General features: G+C 72.2%; 12 protein-coding genes. 3 read left to right on the top strand and 9 right to left on the bottom strand.

Translation table 11 applies throughout. The features are described from left to right. Positions 1-317: 317 nt before the first annotated feature. The gene (locus ACXN5W_RS26190) at positions 318-1,349 is read right to left on the bottom strand and encodes a 3-isopropylmalate dehydrogenase (RefSeq protein ID WP_473161045.1); all 1,032 of its coding nucleotides are present in this window, start codon (positions 1,347-1,349) and stop codon (positions 318-320) included. A 192-nt stretch (positions 1,350-1,541) separates the two neighbouring features. Here ACXN5W_RS26190 and ACXN5W_RS26185 point away from each other — a divergent pair, with 192 nt between their 5' ends. Continuing rightward, the gene (locus ACXN5W_RS26185; protein ID WP_473161044.1) at positions 1,542-2,390 is read left to right on the top strand and encodes an FAD:protein FMN transferase; all 849 of its coding nucleotides are present in this window, start codon (positions 1,542-1,544) and stop codon (positions 2,388-2,390) included. A gap of 339 nt (positions 2,391-2,729) precedes the next feature. On the opposite strand, the gene ACXN5W_RS26180 is transcribed toward ACXN5W_RS26185, so the two are convergent. Then, positions 2,730-4,058 carry a citrate synthase gene (locus ACXN5W_RS26180; protein WP_473161040.1) on the bottom strand — a complete coding sequence of 443 codons (1,329 nt, stop codon included), beginning with the start codon at positions 4,056-4,058 and terminating at the stop codon, positions 2,730-2,732. An 85-nt stretch (positions 4,059-4,143) separates the two neighbouring features. Between ACXN5W_RS26180 and ACXN5W_RS26175 the strand changes: the two genes are divergently transcribed. Then, complete coding sequence (locus tag ACXN5W_RS26175) at positions 4,144-5,337, top strand: citrate synthase/methylcitrate synthase (protein ID WP_473161039.1); 1,194 nt, start codon at positions 4,144-4,146, stop codon at positions 5,335-5,337. Positions 5,338-5,446: 109 nt separating this feature from the next. On the opposite strand, the gene serA is transcribed toward ACXN5W_RS26175, so the two are convergent. The 5 genes from serA to ACXN5W_RS26150 form a co-directional block, all read right to left on the bottom strand. After that, positions 5,447-7,045: a phosphoglycerate dehydrogenase gene (gene serA / locus ACXN5W_RS26170; protein WP_473161038.1), complete on the bottom strand. Its 1,599-nt coding sequence runs from the start codon at positions 7,043-7,045 to the stop codon at positions 5,447-5,449. A gap of 380 nt (positions 7,046-7,425) precedes the next feature. Further along, a complete protein-coding gene (gene ilvC, locus ACXN5W_RS26165; RefSeq protein WP_473161037.1) occupies positions 7,426-8,439 on the bottom strand; it encodes a ketol-acid reductoisomerase in 1,014 nt (337 codons plus the stop codon). Positions 8,440-8,479: 40 nt separating this feature from the next. Then, positions 8,480-8,995 carry an acetolactate synthase small subunit gene (ilvN, locus tag ACXN5W_RS26160; RefSeq protein WP_473161036.1) on the bottom strand — a complete coding sequence of 172 codons (516 nt, stop codon included), beginning with the start codon at positions 8,993-8,995 and terminating at the stop codon, positions 8,480-8,482. Positions 8,996-8,998: 3 nt separating this feature from the next. Continuing rightward, positions 8,999-10,864 (bottom strand): acetolactate synthase large subunit, encoded by a 1,866-nt coding sequence (locus ACXN5W_RS26155; protein WP_473161035.1) that lies wholly within the window; start codon positions 10,862-10,864, stop codon positions 8,999-9,001. A 135-nt stretch (positions 10,865-10,999) separates the two neighbouring features. Beyond that, complete coding sequence (locus tag ACXN5W_RS26150) at positions 11,000-13,435, bottom strand: putative bifunctional diguanylate cyclase/phosphodiesterase (RefSeq protein WP_473161034.1); 2,436 nt, start codon at positions 13,433-13,435, stop codon at positions 11,000-11,002. A gap of 168 nt (positions 13,436-13,603) precedes the next feature. Here ACXN5W_RS26150 and ilvD point away from each other — a divergent pair, with 168 nt between their 5' ends. Further along, positions 13,604-15,472: a dihydroxy-acid dehydratase gene (gene ilvD / locus ACXN5W_RS26145; protein ID WP_473161033.1), complete on the top strand. Its 1,869-nt coding sequence runs from the start codon at positions 13,604-13,606 to the stop codon at positions 15,470-15,472. Here the strand turns inward: ilvD and ACXN5W_RS26140 are convergent. Together ACXN5W_RS26140 and ACXN5W_RS26135 are read right to left on the bottom strand one after the other, a co-directional pair. After that, on the bottom strand, positions 15,451-16,701 hold the full coding sequence (locus ACXN5W_RS26140) for a sensor histidine kinase (RefSeq protein WP_473161032.1): 1,251 nt from the start codon (positions 16,699-16,701) through the stop codon (positions 15,451-15,453). The genes ilvD and ACXN5W_RS26140 overlap by 22 nt on opposite strands. Beyond that, a complete protein-coding gene (locus tag ACXN5W_RS26135) occupies positions 16,698-17,351 on the bottom strand; it encodes a response regulator transcription factor (protein WP_473161031.1) in 654 nt (217 codons plus the stop codon). The genes ACXN5W_RS26140 and ACXN5W_RS26135 overlap by 4 nt, the downstream gene beginning before the upstream one ends. Between the last annotated feature and the right edge of the window lie 162 nt (positions 17,352-17,513).

Below are 17,513 nucleotides of genomic sequence, written 5' to 3'. Positions count from 1 at the left end.
TGGTTGTGTGTTTTTAGTTTCCCTTCACCCCCCTCTGTTTGGGTCGGTTCTTCTGCCTTCGTGGTGGTGGGTCTCTCCGAAACCCCGATCAGGGGCCACACCCGCCCGGACGGGCAAGACTCGGGCCCGTCGCGGGCGGGTCCGGCGAACCCCGATCAGGGGCCACACCCGCCCGGACGGGCAAGACTCGGGCCCGTCGTGGGCGGGCCCGGCGAACCCCGATCGGGGACCGCACCCGCCCGGACGGGCAAGACTTGGGGCCGTCGTGGGCCGGGGCCCGGACGGCGTGGGGCTCGTGGCCCGGTACCTGGTAGGGGTCAGGCGGTGGCGGCGGCGGCGAGGCGGTCGCCCACCTCGGCGGTGCGCAGCGCGATACCGGAGTCCCGGCCGGCCAGCTCCGTGGCCACCGCCCGGGATACTCGTTCGGCCTCCGCCGGGTGGCCCAGGTGCTCCAGCAGCAGCGCCGCGGAGAGCACCGCCGCCACCGGATCGGCCACGCCCTGCCCGGCGATGTCCGGCGCCGAGCCGTGTACCGGCTCGAACATCGACGGATAGCGCCGCTCCGGGTTGATGCAGCCGCTGGCCGCCAGGCCGATGCCGCCGGTCACCGCCGCCGCGATGTCGGTGAGGATGTCGCCGAACAGGTTGTCGGTCACCACCACGTCGTACCGCTGGGGTTGGGTCACCAGGTACATGGCGGCGGCGTCGACGTGCTGGTACTCGGTGGTGATGTCGGGGTACTCGGCCGCCACCGCCGCGAAGGTCCGGGTCCACAGCGAGCCGGCGTGGGTCAGCACGTTGCTCTTGTGGACCAGCGTGACCCGGCGGCGGGTCCGCCGCTGGGCGCGGGCGAAGGCGTCCCGGATGACCCGCTCGACGCCGTGCCGGGTGTTCAGGCTCTCCTCGGTGGCCACCTCGGCCGGGGTGTCCCGGTGCAGGGCCCCACCGGCCCCGGCGTACAGGCCCTCGGTGCCCTCGCGGACCACCAGCAGGTCGATGTCGCCGGCCTTGACGTCGGCGAGCGGTCCGGCGGTGCCCGGCCAGAGGCGGGACGGCCGGAGGTTGACGTACTGGTCGAAGGCGAACCGCAGCTTGAGCAGCAGACCCCGCTCCAGCACCCCCGGGGGTACGCCGGGGTCGCCGACCGCGCCGAGCAGGATCGCGTCATGCCCGGCCAGTTCGGCCAGAACGCTGTCCGGCAGGACCTCGCCGGTGCGGTGGTACCGCGCCGCGCCCAGGTCGTACTCGGTCGCCTCGATTCCCGGCAGTACGGCGTCGAGGACCTTGCGCGCCTCGTCGACCACCTCCGGCCCGATACCGTCGCCGGCCACCACCGCGATCCGTGCCACCGCCACGTCCCTGCTCCGTCCCTTAACCACCGTTCCGGAGTACGGTAGGCCACCGTCCCGCTCTCCAGTACGAATCTTCCACATTTCGGGAAGGTGACGGACGGTACAGGATTCTCACAGCGTTGATCCATCGTCCAGTCATGTTGACCACCTAGCGTGATCAGCGTTGCGCTACAGGGGGGCGAAACGATGATGGGAAACCGTGTGAGCCGGTCAGGTCCGGCCGCACCCACGATGGACCGGGCCGAACCACCGGACCTGCGGCTCGGCGTCTGGACCGGGGACCATCCGCTCCGGCCGCTCGGCGGCACACCGGCGGACCGGATCGTGGCGCGACACACCGTACAGACCTCGACCGCCGAGTTCCGCCTCGTGCTCAACGCGCCCGCCCGGCTGGGCCGGCGCGGCCTGAGCGAAGCTATCGCCGACGCTGTGGCCGAACTACGGGCGATCGACGTCACCTACAGCCCGCTGCGGACCGACAGCCTGGTCTCCCGGCTGCGCCGGGCCGAGATCGCGCCGGACGCCTACCCGCCGCTCGCCGACATCGTCGACCGGTGCGCCGCGATGCGGGCGGCCACGGACGGTTGGTTCGACGCCTGGGCCGTGCCCGGTGGTTTCGACCCCGGCGGCCTGCTCATCGGCTGGGCGGTGGACCGGGCCGCCACCCGGCTGCGCGCCGCCGGCATCGACGACTACGCCGTACTGAGCGGCTCTGACCTGCTGGTCCGGGGCCACGCGCCGCACGGCGGCCCATGGCGGATCGCACTGCACGATCCCACCCGGGACCGTCGCCGGCCGCCGCTGGTGCTGGAGATGACCGCCGGCGCGGTCGGCACGTCCGGGGTGGGCGGCCGGCGGAACCACGTGGTCGACCCGCACACCGGGGCACCGGTCGACCACCTCACCGCGGCCACGGTCGTCGGACCGGAATTGTCGGTCGCGGACGCCTACGCCACCGCGCTGTTCGCGGCCGGGCCGGTCGGATACGACTGGTTCCCCACCACGGACGGCTACCGGGCGCTGTTCGCGGCGAACTGAACCCGCCCGCCTGGCCGACCGGCTTCTCTCCCGACTCGGGCGGGATCGGCGCCGGTGGCGGCGTGGGCGTTGCTGGTGATCGGCCCTCACGGTCTCGGCAACGATCGTGAGGGCCGATCGTCGACGAATGCGCTGGAGTGGCTGGCGACAGGACTGGTGTGGCTGCACCGCCCGACCGCCGGTCACTCCTGGTTCGCGCTCGCCGGGGTGGTGCCAGTCACCCGGTGCGACGCCGTGCTTCGTCACCCGAAGACGAGCCCCGCGTCGGGAAGCTCACCGGATAACCTATGTCGATACGCTATCGACTCGGCGTAACCGCCCGCAAGACTCGTACGCGGGTTAATCTCTCAAATCGACCTCACCCGCCCCTCCGGACCGCGCCGCCGGGACGGGTCGGACCGGGTCGGGACGCACTCCCTGATAGCTGCCCTGGAAGCGGAACCGCAGCCCCGGCTCCGCGTACTCCTCGATGGCGTGGGCGATCCACCCGGCGGTACGGGCGACCGCGAAGATGGCCTCCCCGGCATCGGGCGTCATCTCGCAGGTGTGTGCGAGCGCGGCCAGCGCGAACTCGACGGTGGGGTACCGCGGGGTCCGCTGCCGGGCCGCCGCCATCAGGCCGGTTATCGCGGCGCGCACCGGCTCCGCCACGGGTACCGGCGCGAGCAGTTCCAGCAGCGTCACCGCGCGGATGTCCTCCCCGGGATAGAGCGGGTGCGGACGGGACGCGAACCCCTCGGACCGGCCGTCGGAGCGCAGCGACTCCGAGTAGGCCGCCAACGGATCACCGCTGGCGATCGCGCTGGCCAGCAGCCGGTAGGTGCGGCCGGGCGCCGCACCGTGCAACGGCCCTTCGAAGGCACCCAGCCCCGCGGCGACCACGGCGTACGGGTGCGCCCGGGTGGAGGCCGCGACCCGGGCGGCCACTGTGGACGCCGCGAGGTCATGGTCGGCGAGCAGTACCAGCGCCCCGTTGAGCGCCGCCACGGCGTCGGGCCGCGCGGGTCGGGCGGTCAGCCGGGGCCACAGTCGGGCCGCCAGTCGCGGGTCGCCCGGCTCCAACGCGCCGGTCGAGCCCGCCGAACCGGCTGAACCCGCCGAACCACCGCCGACCAGTGGCAGCGCGTCGACCATGGCCGCCAGCAGGGCACCACCGGCGGCGGCCACGGCGTCCGGCTCGGTGGTGAAGCGCAGCGGATCGGCCGACGCCACCACCTCGGCGATCACCCGCAGCCGGTCCATGGTCCGCACCCCGGGAGGCAGCGCGGCGAGCGCGGTCCGGGCCAGTTCGACCGGGCCGTCCGGGGCGGTGAAACGGATCTCCCGCTCCATCCGAGCCGACCACAGCCAGTGGGCCACCGCCTCGAAGGTCCGGGTCCGAGCCAGGTCGGTCGCGTCGAGACCCCGGTACGACAGCCGGCCGTCCTCGATCAGGGTGAGTTCGGTACGGATCACCAGCCCCGGCGCGCTGGACCGGCGGTTCCGGGAACCCCGCGCCGCGAGCCGGTCCACCTCCTCCGGGTCGAACCAGCTACCGCGTCCGGTGCTGTCCCGGGTGCTGTGCAACACGCCACGGCTCACGTAGGCGTACACGGTCTCGGGCTTGACCCCCAACCGCCGCGCGACCTGCTCGGTCGTCAACCGGTCCCCACCCTCGTCACCCCACACGACGCCATCCTCACATTGATTCGTCAACGTTGACAACTTCTCAAAGGCGAGCCACAGTCGCGATTCACGAACCCGAGGAGAAGCCATGACACAACTCGCCCCCGTCCCGGCGGCCGAATCCGGGACCGGACCCGGCGGCGGAACCACCGACGTGCCGCGCGGGCTGAGCGGCGTGGTCGTCACCGAGACCACGATCGGTGACGTACGAGGCCGCGAGGGCTTCTACCACTACCGCCAGTACTCGGCCATCGAGTTGGCGGCGGCACGCGGCCTGGAGGACGTCTGGGCGTTGATGATCGATGGCGAGGTGCCCGACGCCGCCGGCGCGGCTGCCTTCGCGGCCGAGATCGCCCCGCTGCGCCGGATCCCCGACGCGCTGCGTCCGCTGCTCGGTCCGATCGCCCGGGATGCCCGGTCCAGCCCGCTCGACGGGCTGCGCACCGCGCTCTCGCTGGCCGGCTCGATCCGCGGGGTGCGACCGCTGCTGGACATCGATCCGGCGGCCCGACGCGCCGACGCGCTGTACGCCTGCGCTCTCACGCCGACGCTGATCACGGCGCTGCACCGGTTGGCCCACGGCGACGATCCGATCGAGCCACACCCCGACCTCGGCTACGCGGCCAACTACCTCTACATGCTCACCGGGAGTGAACCCGAACCGGCACACGCCCGAGCCATCGAGCGCTATCTGATCTCCACCATCGACCACGGCTTCAACGCCTCGACGTTCACCGCCCGGGTGATCGCGTCCACCGGCGCCGACCTGATCGCCTGCCTGTGCGGCGCGCTCGGCGCCCTGTCCGGCCCGCTGCACGGCGGTGCGCCCAGCCGGGCGCTCGACACGCTCGACGCGATCGGGACGCCGGACCGGATCGACGAGTGGATCCGGGCCCGGGTGCTGGCCGGCGAGCGGATCATGGGCTTCGGTCACCCGGTCTACCGGACCGAGGACCCGCGCTCTCGGATGCTGCGGGACGTCGCGGAATCGCTCGGTGGCGATCTGGTGACCTTCGCCGGCACCGTCGAACGCCGGGTCCTGGAGCTGCTCGCCGAACTCAAGCCCGGGCGGGAACTGCACACCAATGTGGAGTTCTACGCCGGGGTGGTGATGGAGCTGTGTGGACTGCCCCGGGAGATGTTCACTCCCACCTTCGCGACCAGCCGGGTCATCGGGTGGTGCGCGAACATCCTGGAGCAGGCCGAGGACAGCAAGATCATCCGCCCGGCCGCCCGGTACGTCGGCCCGGCGCCCGCGCAACCGGTACCCCCCGCGATCTGATCGGGGGACGCACAGGTACAGCCGCCGGAGATCCGCGCTGCTCCAGAGGCGTTAAGAAGGGCCCCTTGCTATCCGAAAAGCGATAACAAGGGGCCCTTCCTTTCACTGACTACTCTTCGCGCAGGTCGACGGCGCTCACCGCGGTGGCGCCGATCGAGGCGGCTGCCGAGTCGAGCAGCTCGGCACCAACCGCCGAGTCCACGGTGAGGGTCATCAGCGCCTCGCCACCGGCCTCCCGCCGGGCCACCTGCATGGCGGCGATGTTGACGCCCGCCTCACCCAGGATCGAGCCCACCGTGCCGACCACGCCCGGCCGGTCCGCGTAGCGGAAGAACAGCAGGATGCCCTCGGCGCCCAGCTCCAGGTCGAAGCCGTCGACCTCGGTGAGCTTGACGACATCCCGGCCGCCGGTCCCGACCACCGTGCCGGAGACGCTGACCGTACGGCCGTCCGGCAACGCGCCGCGTACCGTCACCAGGTTGGGCTGCTCGCTGGTCTCGGCGACCGTGGCGAGTCCCACCTCGACGCCCCGGTCGGCGGCCAGGTGCGGGGCGTTCACGTAGGTCACCTGCTCCTCCACCACGGAGGTGAACAGCCCCTTGGTGGCGGCGAGCCGGAGCACCGACACGTCGTTCGCCAGGATCTCGCCGCGCACCTCCACGGTCACGCTCGCGGCGACCTGGCCGGCGACCGCCGTGAAGACCTTGCCCAGCTTCTCCGCCAGCGGCAGCAGCGGCCGGACGTCCTCGGCGACGACGCCGCCGGCCTGCACGTTCACGGCGTCCGGGACGAACTCGCCCTGCAACGCGAGCTTCACGCTGCGGGCGACCGCGAGACCGGCCTTGTCCTGCGCCTCGGCGGTGGAGGCACCCAGGTGCGGGGTCGCCACCACGTTGTCGAAGGCGAACAGCGGCGAGGCGGTGCAGGGCTCCTTCGCGTACACGTCGATGCCGGCGCCGCCGACCCGACCCTCGGCGATCGCGTGCGCGAGGGCCTCCTCGTCCACCAGGCCGCCGCGGGCCGCGTTGACGATGCGGACGCCGGGCTTGACGATCGCCAGCTCCTTCTCGCCGATCAGGCCGATCGTCTCGGGCGTCTTGGGCAGGTGGATGGAGATGAAGTCGCTCTCCCGCAGCAGCTCCTCCAACCCGACCAGCCGTACCCCGAGCTGGGCCGCGCGGGCCGGCTGGATGTAGGGGTCGTAGGCCACGAGCCGGGTGCCGAACGCCGCCATCCGCTGCGCGAACAGCACACCGATCCGACCGAGTCCCACCACGCCGACGGTCTTGCCCTGCACCTCGACGCCGGTGTACTTGGACCGCTTCCACTCACCCGCCTTGAGCGCGGAGCTGGCGCTGGCCGTGTGCCGGGCCACCGCGAGCAGCAGCGCGACGGCCTGCTCGGCGGCGGAGACGATGTTGGAGGTGGGTGCGTTGACCACCATCACCCCGCGCGCGGTGGCCGCCGGTACGTCCACGTTGTCCAGGCCGACGCCGGCCCGGGCGACCACCTTGAGCCGGGAGGCCACGGCCACGGCCTCGGCGTCGATCTGGGTGGCGCTGCGCACGATGACCGCGTCCGCGGAGGCGAGCGCCCCCAGCAGGGCGGGCCGGTCGGTGCCGTCAACGTGCCGTACGTCGAAGTCGTGCGCGAGCACGTCGATGGCGGCGGGGGCGAGTTCTTCGGCGATCAGTACGACAGGAGTCATCGGTCCTCGTAGATGTCGTCCGGACGGTTCGGCGGCGGCGGTGGCGCCGCTCTGCGCCCTCCGCCGGTCCGTGCCACTGAGCTGCGTGCCACTGGGCTACGTGCCACCGCTGGGGGTGCCATTGCGGGGTGCCACTGAGCCGAGCTGTGCCACTGAAGGATCTCTGTGCCACTGAAGGATCTGAAGTGAAGGCGCCGGCCAAGGTTGGCACGCCCACCGCCGATGGTAGGCCGCCACCGGCCTCACAGGGCCCGGCACCTCGCGTGAGCGCCCTCACAAACCCGACATCACACGCAAGATCACTTGATCCGGTGGACATGGTTCAGGGCCGTACCCGGGCCGGGGAGAGCACCGGGTACGGCCCGACGGGCCGGAGCGGATCAGGCGGTCTCGGTGATCGGCCGGTCCACCCAGCTCATCATCCCGCGCAGTTCCTTGCCGGTCTCCTCGATCGGGTGCGCGGCACCCTCGGCCCGCCACTTGCTGAAGTTGGGCCGGCCCGCGTCGTCCTCGGCGATCCACTCCCGAGCGAACTCACCGGACCTGATCTCGGCGAGGATCCGCCGCATCTCGTCCTTCACCCGCGCGTCGATCACGCGCGGCCCACGCGAGTAGTCGCCGTACTCGGCGGTGTCCGAGACGCTGTACCGCATCCGCGCGATGCCGCCCTCGTACATCAGGTCGACGATCAGCTTCAGCTCGTGCAGGCACTCGAAGTAGGCGATCTCCGGGGCGTAACCGGCCTCGGTGAGCACCTCGAAACCGGTCTGCACCAGCGCCGAGGCGCCGCCGCAGAGCACCGCCTGCTCACCGAACAGGTCGGTCTCGGTCTCCTCGGCGAAGCTGGTCCGGATCACCCCGGCCCGGGTCCCGCCGATGCCCTTCGCGTACGCCAGCGCCAGGGCCAGGGCGTTGCCGCTGGCATCCTGCTCGATGGCCACCAGGCAGGGCACACCCTTGCCGTCGACGTACTGCCGGCGCACCAGGTGACCCGGCCCCTTCGGCGCCACCATCGCGACGTCCACGTCGGACGGCGGGGTGATGAAGCCGTAACGGATGTTGAACCCGTGCCCGAAGAACAGGGCCTTGCCGGCGGACAGGTGCGGCGCGATCGACTCGGCGTAGAGCGTGCGCTGCGCGGTGTCCGGCGCCAGCACCATGATCACGTCCGCCTCGGCGGCCGCCTCCGCCGGCGTACGCACCGGCAGTCCCTGCTCCTCGGCCTTGGCCCGGCTCTTCGAACCCTCCGGCAACCCGACCACCACGTCGACGCCGGAGTCCCGCAGCGACAGGGCGTGCGCGTGCCCCTGGCTGCCATAGCCGATCACCGCGACCTTGCGGCCCTGGATGACGGCCAGGTCGGCATCGTCGTCGTAGTACACCTCAGCGCTCATGAACTCTTCCCTTTCCTACGGCGGCCGGTCGGCACGCCGGTCACGCGGCCCGCAGCGCGGGGCCGGCGGTGATGGACCGGGCGCCCCGGCCGATGGCCACCAGCCCGGACTGGACCATTTCCTTGATGCCGAACGGTTCGAGGTCGCGCAGCAGCGCGTCCAGCTTGTCGGGCGTGCCGGTCGCCTCGATGGTCAGGGTCTCCGGTGAGACGTCCACCACCCGCGCCCGGAACAGGTCCACGGTCTCCAGCACCTGCGACCGGGCCGACCGGTCCACCCGGACCTTGACCAGCAGGAGTTCCCGGGCCACCGAGACCGTCGGATCCAGTTCCACGATCTTGAGTACGTTGACCAGCTTGTTGAGCTGCTTGGTGACCTGCTCCAGTGGCGAGGTCTCGGCGTTGACCACGATCGTGATCCGGGAGACCTCGGGATTCTCGGTCTCCCCCACGGCCAACGAGTCGATGTTGAAACCGCGCCGGGAGAACAGCCCGGCCACCCGGGCCAGCACGCCCGGTTTGTTCTCCACCAGGACGGAGAGAGTATGGATGGTCATGAGTTAGATCTCGTCCTCGTCGAAGGCCGGGCGCACGTCCCGGGCGAACATGATCTCGTCGTTGCTGGTGCCGGCGGCGACCATCGGCCAGACCATGGCGTCCTTGCCCACCACGAAGTCGATCACGACGGGTGTGTCGTTGATCTCCATGGCCGCCTCGATCGTCCGGTCGACGTCCGCGGCGTTCTCGCAGCGCAGCCCCACGCAGCCGAGCGCCTCGGCCAGCTTGACGAAGTCCGGGATGCGGTGCTTGTGGGTGCCCAGCTCGGTGTTCGAGTAACGCTCGTTGTAGAACAGCGTCTGCCACTGCCGGACCATGCCGAGGTTACCGTTGTTGATCACCGCGACCTTGATCGGGATGCCCTCCAGCGCGCAGGTCGCCAGCTCCTGGTTGGTCATCTGGAAGCAACCGTCGCCGTCGATCGCCCACACGGCCGTGTCCGGCCGGCCGACCTTGGCGCCCATCGCCGCCGGCACGGCGTAGCCCATGGTGCCGAGACCACCGGAGTTCAGCCAGCTCCGGGGCTTCTCGTACGAGATGAACTGGCTGGCCCACATCTGGTGCTGCCCGACCCCCGCCACGTAGACCGCGTCCGGGCCGACGAGTTCGCCGATCCGCTTGATCACGTGCTGCGGGGCCAGCGTGCCGTCGGCCGGCTCGTCGTACCCCAGCGGGTAGCGCAGGCGCAGGTCGTCCAGCAGTGCCCACCACTCGGTACGGTCGACCCCGGCACCGGCACCGGACCGGTCCTGCCCGACCGCCGTCAGCAACTCGTCGACCACGTACCGGACGTCGCCGACGATGGGCACGTCGGCGTGCCGGTTCTTGCCGATCTCGGCCGGGTCGATGTCCGCGTGGACGATCGCCGCGCCCGGTGCGAAGGTGTCGAGCCGGCCGGTCACCCGGTCGTCGAACCGGGCGCCCAGCGCCACGATCAGGTCGGCCTTCTGCAGGGCGTACACCGCGGCGACCGTGCCGTGCATCCCCGGCATTCCGAGGTGCTGCCGGTGCGAGTCCGGGAACGCGCCCCGGGCCATCAGCGTGGTCACCACCGGGATGCCGGTCAGCTCGGCCAGCCGCCGCAGCCCCTCGGTGGCCTGCGCCTTGAGCACCCCGCCGCCGACGTACAGCACCGGCCGGCGGGCCGTGGCCATCAGCCGCGCCGCCTCCCGGATCTGCTTGCCGTGCGGGTGCAGCGTGGACCGGTAACCGGGCAGGTCCAGGGTGGGCGGCCAGCGGAACGTCGTCTGCGCCTGCAGGACGTCCTTGGGGATGTCCACCAGCACCGGGCCGGGTCGGCCGGTCGAGGCCAGATGGAACGCCTCGGCCAGGATCTGCGGGATCTCCTCCGGCGTCTGCACCAGGAAGTTGTGCTTGGTGATCGGCAGGGTGATGCCCTGGATGTCGGCCTCCTGGAAGGCGTCCGAACCGATCGACGGGCGGGCCACCTGCCCGGTGATCGCCACCATCGGCACCGAGTCCATGTAGGCGTCGGCGATCGGGGTGACCAGGTTCGTGGCGCCCGGCCCGGAGGTGGCGATGCAGACACCCACCCGCCCGGTCGCCTGGGCGTAGCCGGCGGCGGCGTGCCCCGCGCCCTGCTCGTGCCGGACCAGGATGTGCCGGACGGTCGAGTCGTAGAGCGGGTCGTACGCGGGCAGGATCGCGCCGCCGGGAATGCCGAACGCGACCTCCACCTCCAGCGCCTCAAGCGACCGCACGAGCGAGCCGGCACCGGAAACCTGGACCGGAGCGGCGGTTCGTACCGCGGCGGCCGATGCGACGGTGGCCGGGGAGGCTACGACGGGCGCCGGCTGGCCGGCGGCGTGGGCTCGTTGGGCGAGGGTCTCTGGTGTGGGTCGCGTCATGGCGGTTCAGCCTTCGGGTGCGCGTGGCGGGCCGGACAACAAAAAAGCCCTCGTGCGGGATGCACGGGGCCAGCGCACTCTCGGAGAGAGTGCGCTCAGGTAAGTACTCGGGCAAACCGGATCGAGGACATGGCGCTAAGCCTGCCGCATCTCACGCGCTGAGTCAACAGATCTCACATCTTGGGCACCCGGTGTCTCCGGGACCGGCTCGCCGGTCCGCTGCGCGGGCACCGCCAGCTGGGCGTCACCGGTCCATGTCGAGGCCGCCACCAGCCGCGCTGCCAGGTGTTCGGCCGGCACTCCCCAGCCGAACAGCAGCCCCTGGCCGAAGCGGCAGCCGGCCGCCACCACCGCCGCCAACTCGGCCGGGGTGGTCACCCCCTCCGCGATCACCTCAAGCCCCAGCCGGTGGCCCAACCGCATCACCATGTCCACCATGCCGACCGCCGCCACGCTGCGGATCCCGCCGTTCGGCTCCGGCTCCGGTTCGGTCACCAGGCTGTGGTCGATCTTCAGGATGTCGATCGGCAGCCGGCGTAGCTGCCCCAGCGACGAGTAGCCGGCGCCGAAGTCGTCGAGCGCGATCCGTACACCGGTGGCCCGCAGCTCCGCGAGCCGCCGGATCAGCTCGTCCAGGTCGGTCGCGACGGCGTGTTCGGTGACCTCCAGCACCAGCCGCTGCGGCGGCACCCGGTACGCCCGCAGGGCGTCGGCGACCTGCCGGACGTACTCCGGCGCGTGCAGCTCGTGGGGTGAGACATTCACCGAGATCCACACATCGTGGCCGTCGGCCAGCCAGCGGGACAGCTGCTGGCAGGCCCGGTCCAGCACCCAGGCCCCCAGCTCGGAGATCATGCCGCACTCCTCGGCCAGCGGGATGAACTCGTCCGGCCGGACCGCGCCGAGCGTGGGGTGATCCCACCGCAGCAGCGCCTCGGCTCCCACCGGCCGGACCGAGGGCACCGCCACCACCGGCTGGAACGCCAACCACAACTCGTCCCGGCCGATCGCGCCGCGCAGCTCGTGTTCCAGCGTGGTACGCCGACGCAGCCGGCTCTCGTGGCTGGCGTCGTACCGCTCGACACGGTTCTTGCCGCGCTGCTTGGCGTACCGCAGCGCGAGATCGGCGTGCCGCAGCAGGTCCTCCACCGTGCCCGAGCCGGGCTGTGCGGCCAGCCCGATGCTCACCGACAGGTGGACCGGCCCGTCCGCCGCCCCGTACGCGTCGCCGAGCACCGTGAGCAGCCGTTCCGCGGCCCGCTGCGCCTCGGGCAGCCCGACGCGGGTCAGCACGGCGAACTCGTCCCCGCCGAGCCGGGCCGCGACGTCGTCGGGCCGCAGGTTGTCCCGCAGCCGCTGGCCCACCTCCACCAGCACGGCGTCCCCCACGTCGTGCCCGCGCATGTCGTTGACGACCTTGAAGCCGTCGAGGTCCAGACCGAGCAGCACGGCCGGATCCGGCCGGTCCTCGTGCAGCGCCCGCAACAGCCCCCGCCGGTTGGCCAGCCCGGTCAACGGGTCGGTGTGGGCCAGCTCACGGAAGTGCGCCTCCCGCTCGACCAGCCGGCTGGCGTAACCGCGCAACTGGCGCAGCGCCAGCGAGTGCCGGGACACCAGGACGAAGCCCTCCACGATGCCGGCGGCCAGCGACGACGCGGTGAAGACCCCGCCGACGGCCTGGTGGTAGACGGCCGAGACGGCGAGACCGGCCATCGGCAGGAAGGCGTATCCGGTGCCGCGCAGCATCACATCGGGACCGGCCTCGTCGACCGTCTCCGAGGTGTGCGCGGCCAGGGCCAGCAGCAACAGCCCGGCCGGGCCGAGCACGCCACCGGTCAGGGTCACCGCCGGACCCGACTGGCAGATGCCGGCGGCCAACAGCAGGCCGCCCAGGGCGGTGGCGGTGACCCCTGCGCCGGCCAGCACCGGCCGGGTCCGTGGCCGGACCGACCGCAGGATCATGATTCCGGCCAGACCGCTCCCCGCGGCGGTCGTCACGGTGGCCAGCAGGATGGCCGGGCAGCCCACCGGGGTTGCCGCGCCGAGCAGCCGGGTGGGCGGGGTCAGCAGGACCCAGCCGACGAACCAGAGCGCGGCGGCGATGATCAGACCGTCCAGGGCCAGCCGGATCACCGCCGCGGCACCGCGTACCACGCAGGGCAGCCGCAGCAGGCCGACCCAGAGCGTCACCCCACCCAGCGCGAAGCCCAGCGCCACGACGGAGGCCAGCATCATCCGCTGCTGGCGGTGACCCGACCAGTCGGCGCCCAGCCCGATCAGCACGGTCAGCCCGGCGACGGCGGTGACGGTGGTGACGGCCGACCCGACCGCCAACAGCCGGTAGGAGCTGAGCGCGCCCGGCGCGACCCGGTCCGTACCGGCGGCGACACCGGCGGCACCGGTACGGGCGCCGCCAGCGGCACCGGCACGGGCGCCGCCAGCGGCACCGGCGCCGGCCCGGGCGCCGTTAGCGGCGCTCTGGCGCGCCGCCCGGACCAGCAGGACGGTGGCGGTCGCGGCGACCGACCCGCCACCGACCGCGACGGTCACCACGATCGGAAGTGGGTACACGCCTCAACTCTGCCGGATCAATGCCACACGCGGGAACCAGGCGCGCGGCGCGGATTCGGGTGTGCATCCCGGCTCCGGAGCGTCGCCGCGGGCGGCCCGCGTCCCGCGTGGTGGGCTGGCCGGGCCCGGACCACCACCGGATCCCGTCGACGGTGTCAGACTGGTGCCATGCCTGACCTGCGGTCGAGGACCTCCACGCACGGACGGACGATGGCCGGCGCCCGGGCGCTGTGGCGCGCCACCGGGATGACCGAGGACGACTTCGGTAAGCCGATCGTGGCCATCGCGAACAGCTTCACCCAGTTCGTACCGGGGCACGTCCACCTGAAGGATCTCGGTGGGCTGGTGGCGGAGTCGATCGCCGAGGCCGGCGGGGTGGGCCGGGAGTTCAACACCATCGCGGTGGACGACGGCATCGCCATGGGGCACGGCGGGATGCTCTACTCGCTGCCCAGCCGGGAACTGATCGCCGACGCCGTGGAGTACATGGTCAACGCGCACTGCGCGGACGCCCTGGTCTGCATCTCGAACTGCGACAAGATCACCCCGGGCATGCTGCTCGCCGCGCTCCGGCTGAACATCCCGACCGTCTTCGTCTCCGGTGGCCCGATGGAGGCCGGCAAGATCGAGGCGCTGGCGGTGGTCGACGGGGTGGTCACCGCCGGCGACGGCCGCAAGCTCGACCTGATCGACGCCATGATCGCCTCCTCCGACGACGCGGTCAGTGCGGGCCAGCTCGGTGAGATCGAGCGGTCCGCCTGCCCGACCTGCGGCTCCTGCTCGGGCATGTTCACCGCCAACTCGATGAACTGCCTGACCGAGGCGATCGGCCTGGCCCTGCCGGGCAACGGTTCCACGCTGGCCACCCACGCCGCCCGCCGGTCACTGTTCGTCGAGGCCGGCCGGACCATCGTGGGCCTGGCCCGCCAGTGGTACGACGAGGACGACGCCAGCGTGCTGCCCCGCTCGATCGCCTCCCGGGCCGCCTTCGAGAACGCCGTCGCCCTGGACGTGGCGATGGGCGGCTCGACCAACACCGTGCTGCACCTGCTGGCCGCCGCGCGGGAAGCCGAACTCGACTTCGACGTGGCGGACATCGACGCGATCTCCCGCCGGGTGCCCTGCCTGGCCAAGGTCGCGCCGAACTCGCAGAAGTACCACATGGAGGACGTCCACCGGGCCGGCGGCATCCCGGCCCTGCTCGGCGAGCTGGACCGGGCCGGCCTGTTGCGGCGGGACGTTCGCGCGGTCCATGCCGACTCGCTGGACGCCTGGCTGGCCGACTGGGACATCCGGGGCGGCCAGGCCACCCCGGCGGCGACCGAACTGTTCGGCGCGGCGCCCGGCGGGGTGCGCACCACCGAGCCCTTCTCCACCACCAACCGTTGGGCCAGCCTGGACACCGACCCGGCGGACGGCTGCATCCGGGACCGGGCCCACGCCTACTCGGCGGACGGCGGGCTGGCCATCCTGCACGGCAACCTGGCCCCCGAGGGCTGCGTCGTCAAGACCGCCGGGGTGCCGGACGAGTGCCTGCGGTTCACCGGGCCGGCCCGGGTCTTCGAGTCCCAGGACGAGGCCGTCGAGGCGATCCTCGGCCGCCGGATCGTGGCCGGGGACGTCCTGGTGATCCGGTACGAGGGCCCCAAGGGCGGCCCCGGGATGCAGGAGATGCTCTACCCCACCTCGTTCCTGAAGGGGCGGGGACTCGGCCGGGCCTGTGCGCTGCTGACCGACGGCCGGTTCTCCGGCGGCACCTCCGGGCTGTCCATCGGACACGTCTCCCCGGAGGCGGCGTCCGGCGGCCTGATCGCGCTGGTGGCCGAGGGCGACGAGATCGTCATCGACATCCCGGGCCGGTCCATCACGCTGAACGTGTCGGACGAGGTGCTCGCGGCCCGCCGGGTCGCCGAGGAGAAGCGCGACCGGCCGTACACTCCGGAGCACCGGGACCGGCCGGTGTCGGCGGCGCTGCGCGCGTACGCCTCGATGGCCACCTCGGCCAGCGACGGCGCCTACCGCCGCGTCCCGGAGTGAGCGTCCACCCGGTGGGGCAGTTGTAGGAGCACGACCAGGCCGCCACCGTCGGCCATCGGTCGAGCGCGGGCCCACACCATCCCACCGTGGACCCTGGCCACCGCGGCCACGATGGACAGCCCCAGGCCCGTGCCGCGGTCGTCCAGTCTGGTCCGCGCACCCCGGTTGAACGGCTCGAACAGCTGTCCGACGTCCATCGCGGTCAGGTCCGCTCCGGTGTTGCCCACCCGCACCCAGGACCAGCCGCCGTCGACGCCGGTCCGCACCGTGACCTCGCCGCCGGAACGGTTGTGCCGCACCGCGTTCTCCACCAGGTTGGCCACGGCCCGGGACAGCAGCGCGAGGTCACCGGCGGCCGGGGCCGGCACCAACTCCGTCCGCACCTCGATCCCTCGGTCGGTGGTCTCCCCCCGTACCGCGTCCAGTGCCTCCGCCGCCAGGTCGGCGAGGTCGTCGATCTCGGCCGTACCGATCCACTGCTCGCTGCGGCTGAGCGTCAGCAACGAGTCGACGAGCCGCTCGGCGCGAACCATCTCGGCGCAGACCTCGCCGCCCATCGTGCGCAGTTGACCGGTCGTGGCGTGCGGTTTGGCCAGGGTCACCTCCACCGCGGCACGGGTCACCGCCAGTGGCGTCCGCAACTCGTGGCTGGCGTTGGCCACGAACCGCCGTTGCGCCTCGAACACACCGTCCAGCCGGGCGAGCATGGCGTCGAAGGTGTCCCCCAGGTCCTTGATCTCGTCGCGGGGGCCCGGCAGGTCGAGCCGGACCCGCAGGTTCGCCTCGCTGGCCGCCCGAGCCGCCTCGGTCACGTGGCGCACCCGCGCCAGCAGCCGTCCGGACACCACCGCGCCGGCCGCGCCGGACACCGCGGTCAACACCACCAGCGCGAGGCCCGCGTTCCAGGCCAACTGCCGCATCGTACGGTCACGCACCTGCACCCGGAGCTGCTCGTACGCCTCCTGCTTGTCGTACCCCTCGGCCAGCGCCTGCTCGATGCTCGACTTGTCGGCGGGATTGACATCGGCGTACAGGGAGTCGCGTACCGACCAGACCATCCCGGCCACCAGCAGCCCACCGGCGACCAGGAACAGTGCGCTGTACAGCACGGTCAACCGACCGCGGACGGTCAGCCCGCGCCGCACCGGACCCTGGGCGCGACGCAGCGGATTCTGGGCGCGACGCAGCGGATTCTGGATGCGCCGCAACGGATTCTGGATGCGCCTCACCGGATCACGTACCCGACGCCGATGATCGTCTCGATCAGCGGCGGATCGCCGAGCCGGCGGCGCAACCGGTTGACGGTCACCCGCACGGTGTTGGTGAACGGGTCGGCGAACTCGTCCCACACCCGCTCCAGCAGCTCCTCCTGGCTGACCGGAGCACCGTCGGCGGCCAGCAGGGCGTAGAGCGTGGCGTACTCCTTGGCGGTCAGTGCGATCACCTGCCCGCCGCGGGTGACCTGCCGGCGCAGGGTGTCCACGGTCAGGTCGCCGCGGACCAGCCGTGGCGCGTGCGCCCTGCCCCGCCGACCCAACGCCCGGACCCGCAGCACCAGTTCGGCGAAGGCGAACGGCTTGCCGAGGTAGTCGTCGGCGCCCAGCCGCAGCCCGGACACCCGGTCGGTGACGTCGGCCGCCGCGGTCAGCATCAACACCATCGGCGCCTGGTCGCGACCGGCCAGCGCCTGACACACCTCGTCGCCCGACACGCCCGGAAGGTCACGGTCGAGCACCACCACCTCGTACCCGTTGAGGTCGAGCTTCGCCAGCGCCTCCCTGCCGTCGTGGCAGACGTCGGTGGCCATCCCCTCGTCACGCAGCCCGTCGGCCACATAACGGGCCAACGTCCGCTCGTCCTCGACCACCAGCACCCGCACGCCGCCTCCCGCCCAGCTCGATGCGCCAAGCCTTGGTCATAGCGCATAACAGCCGCGTAACAGCCGGCTCCCCCGCCGCCCTCCGGTGACCCAAACGTAGACCTGCGACAGACGCCGGTTGAGCCCCCGCCGCCGCAGGCTTGCTCCGGCAGCGCGGCCGAC

Source organism: Plantactinospora sp. A48 (genome assembly GCF_055793945.1).
The sequence above is the reverse complement of the archived record's forward strand: the minus strand, read 5'-3'. Positions and strand labels throughout refer to the sequence as shown.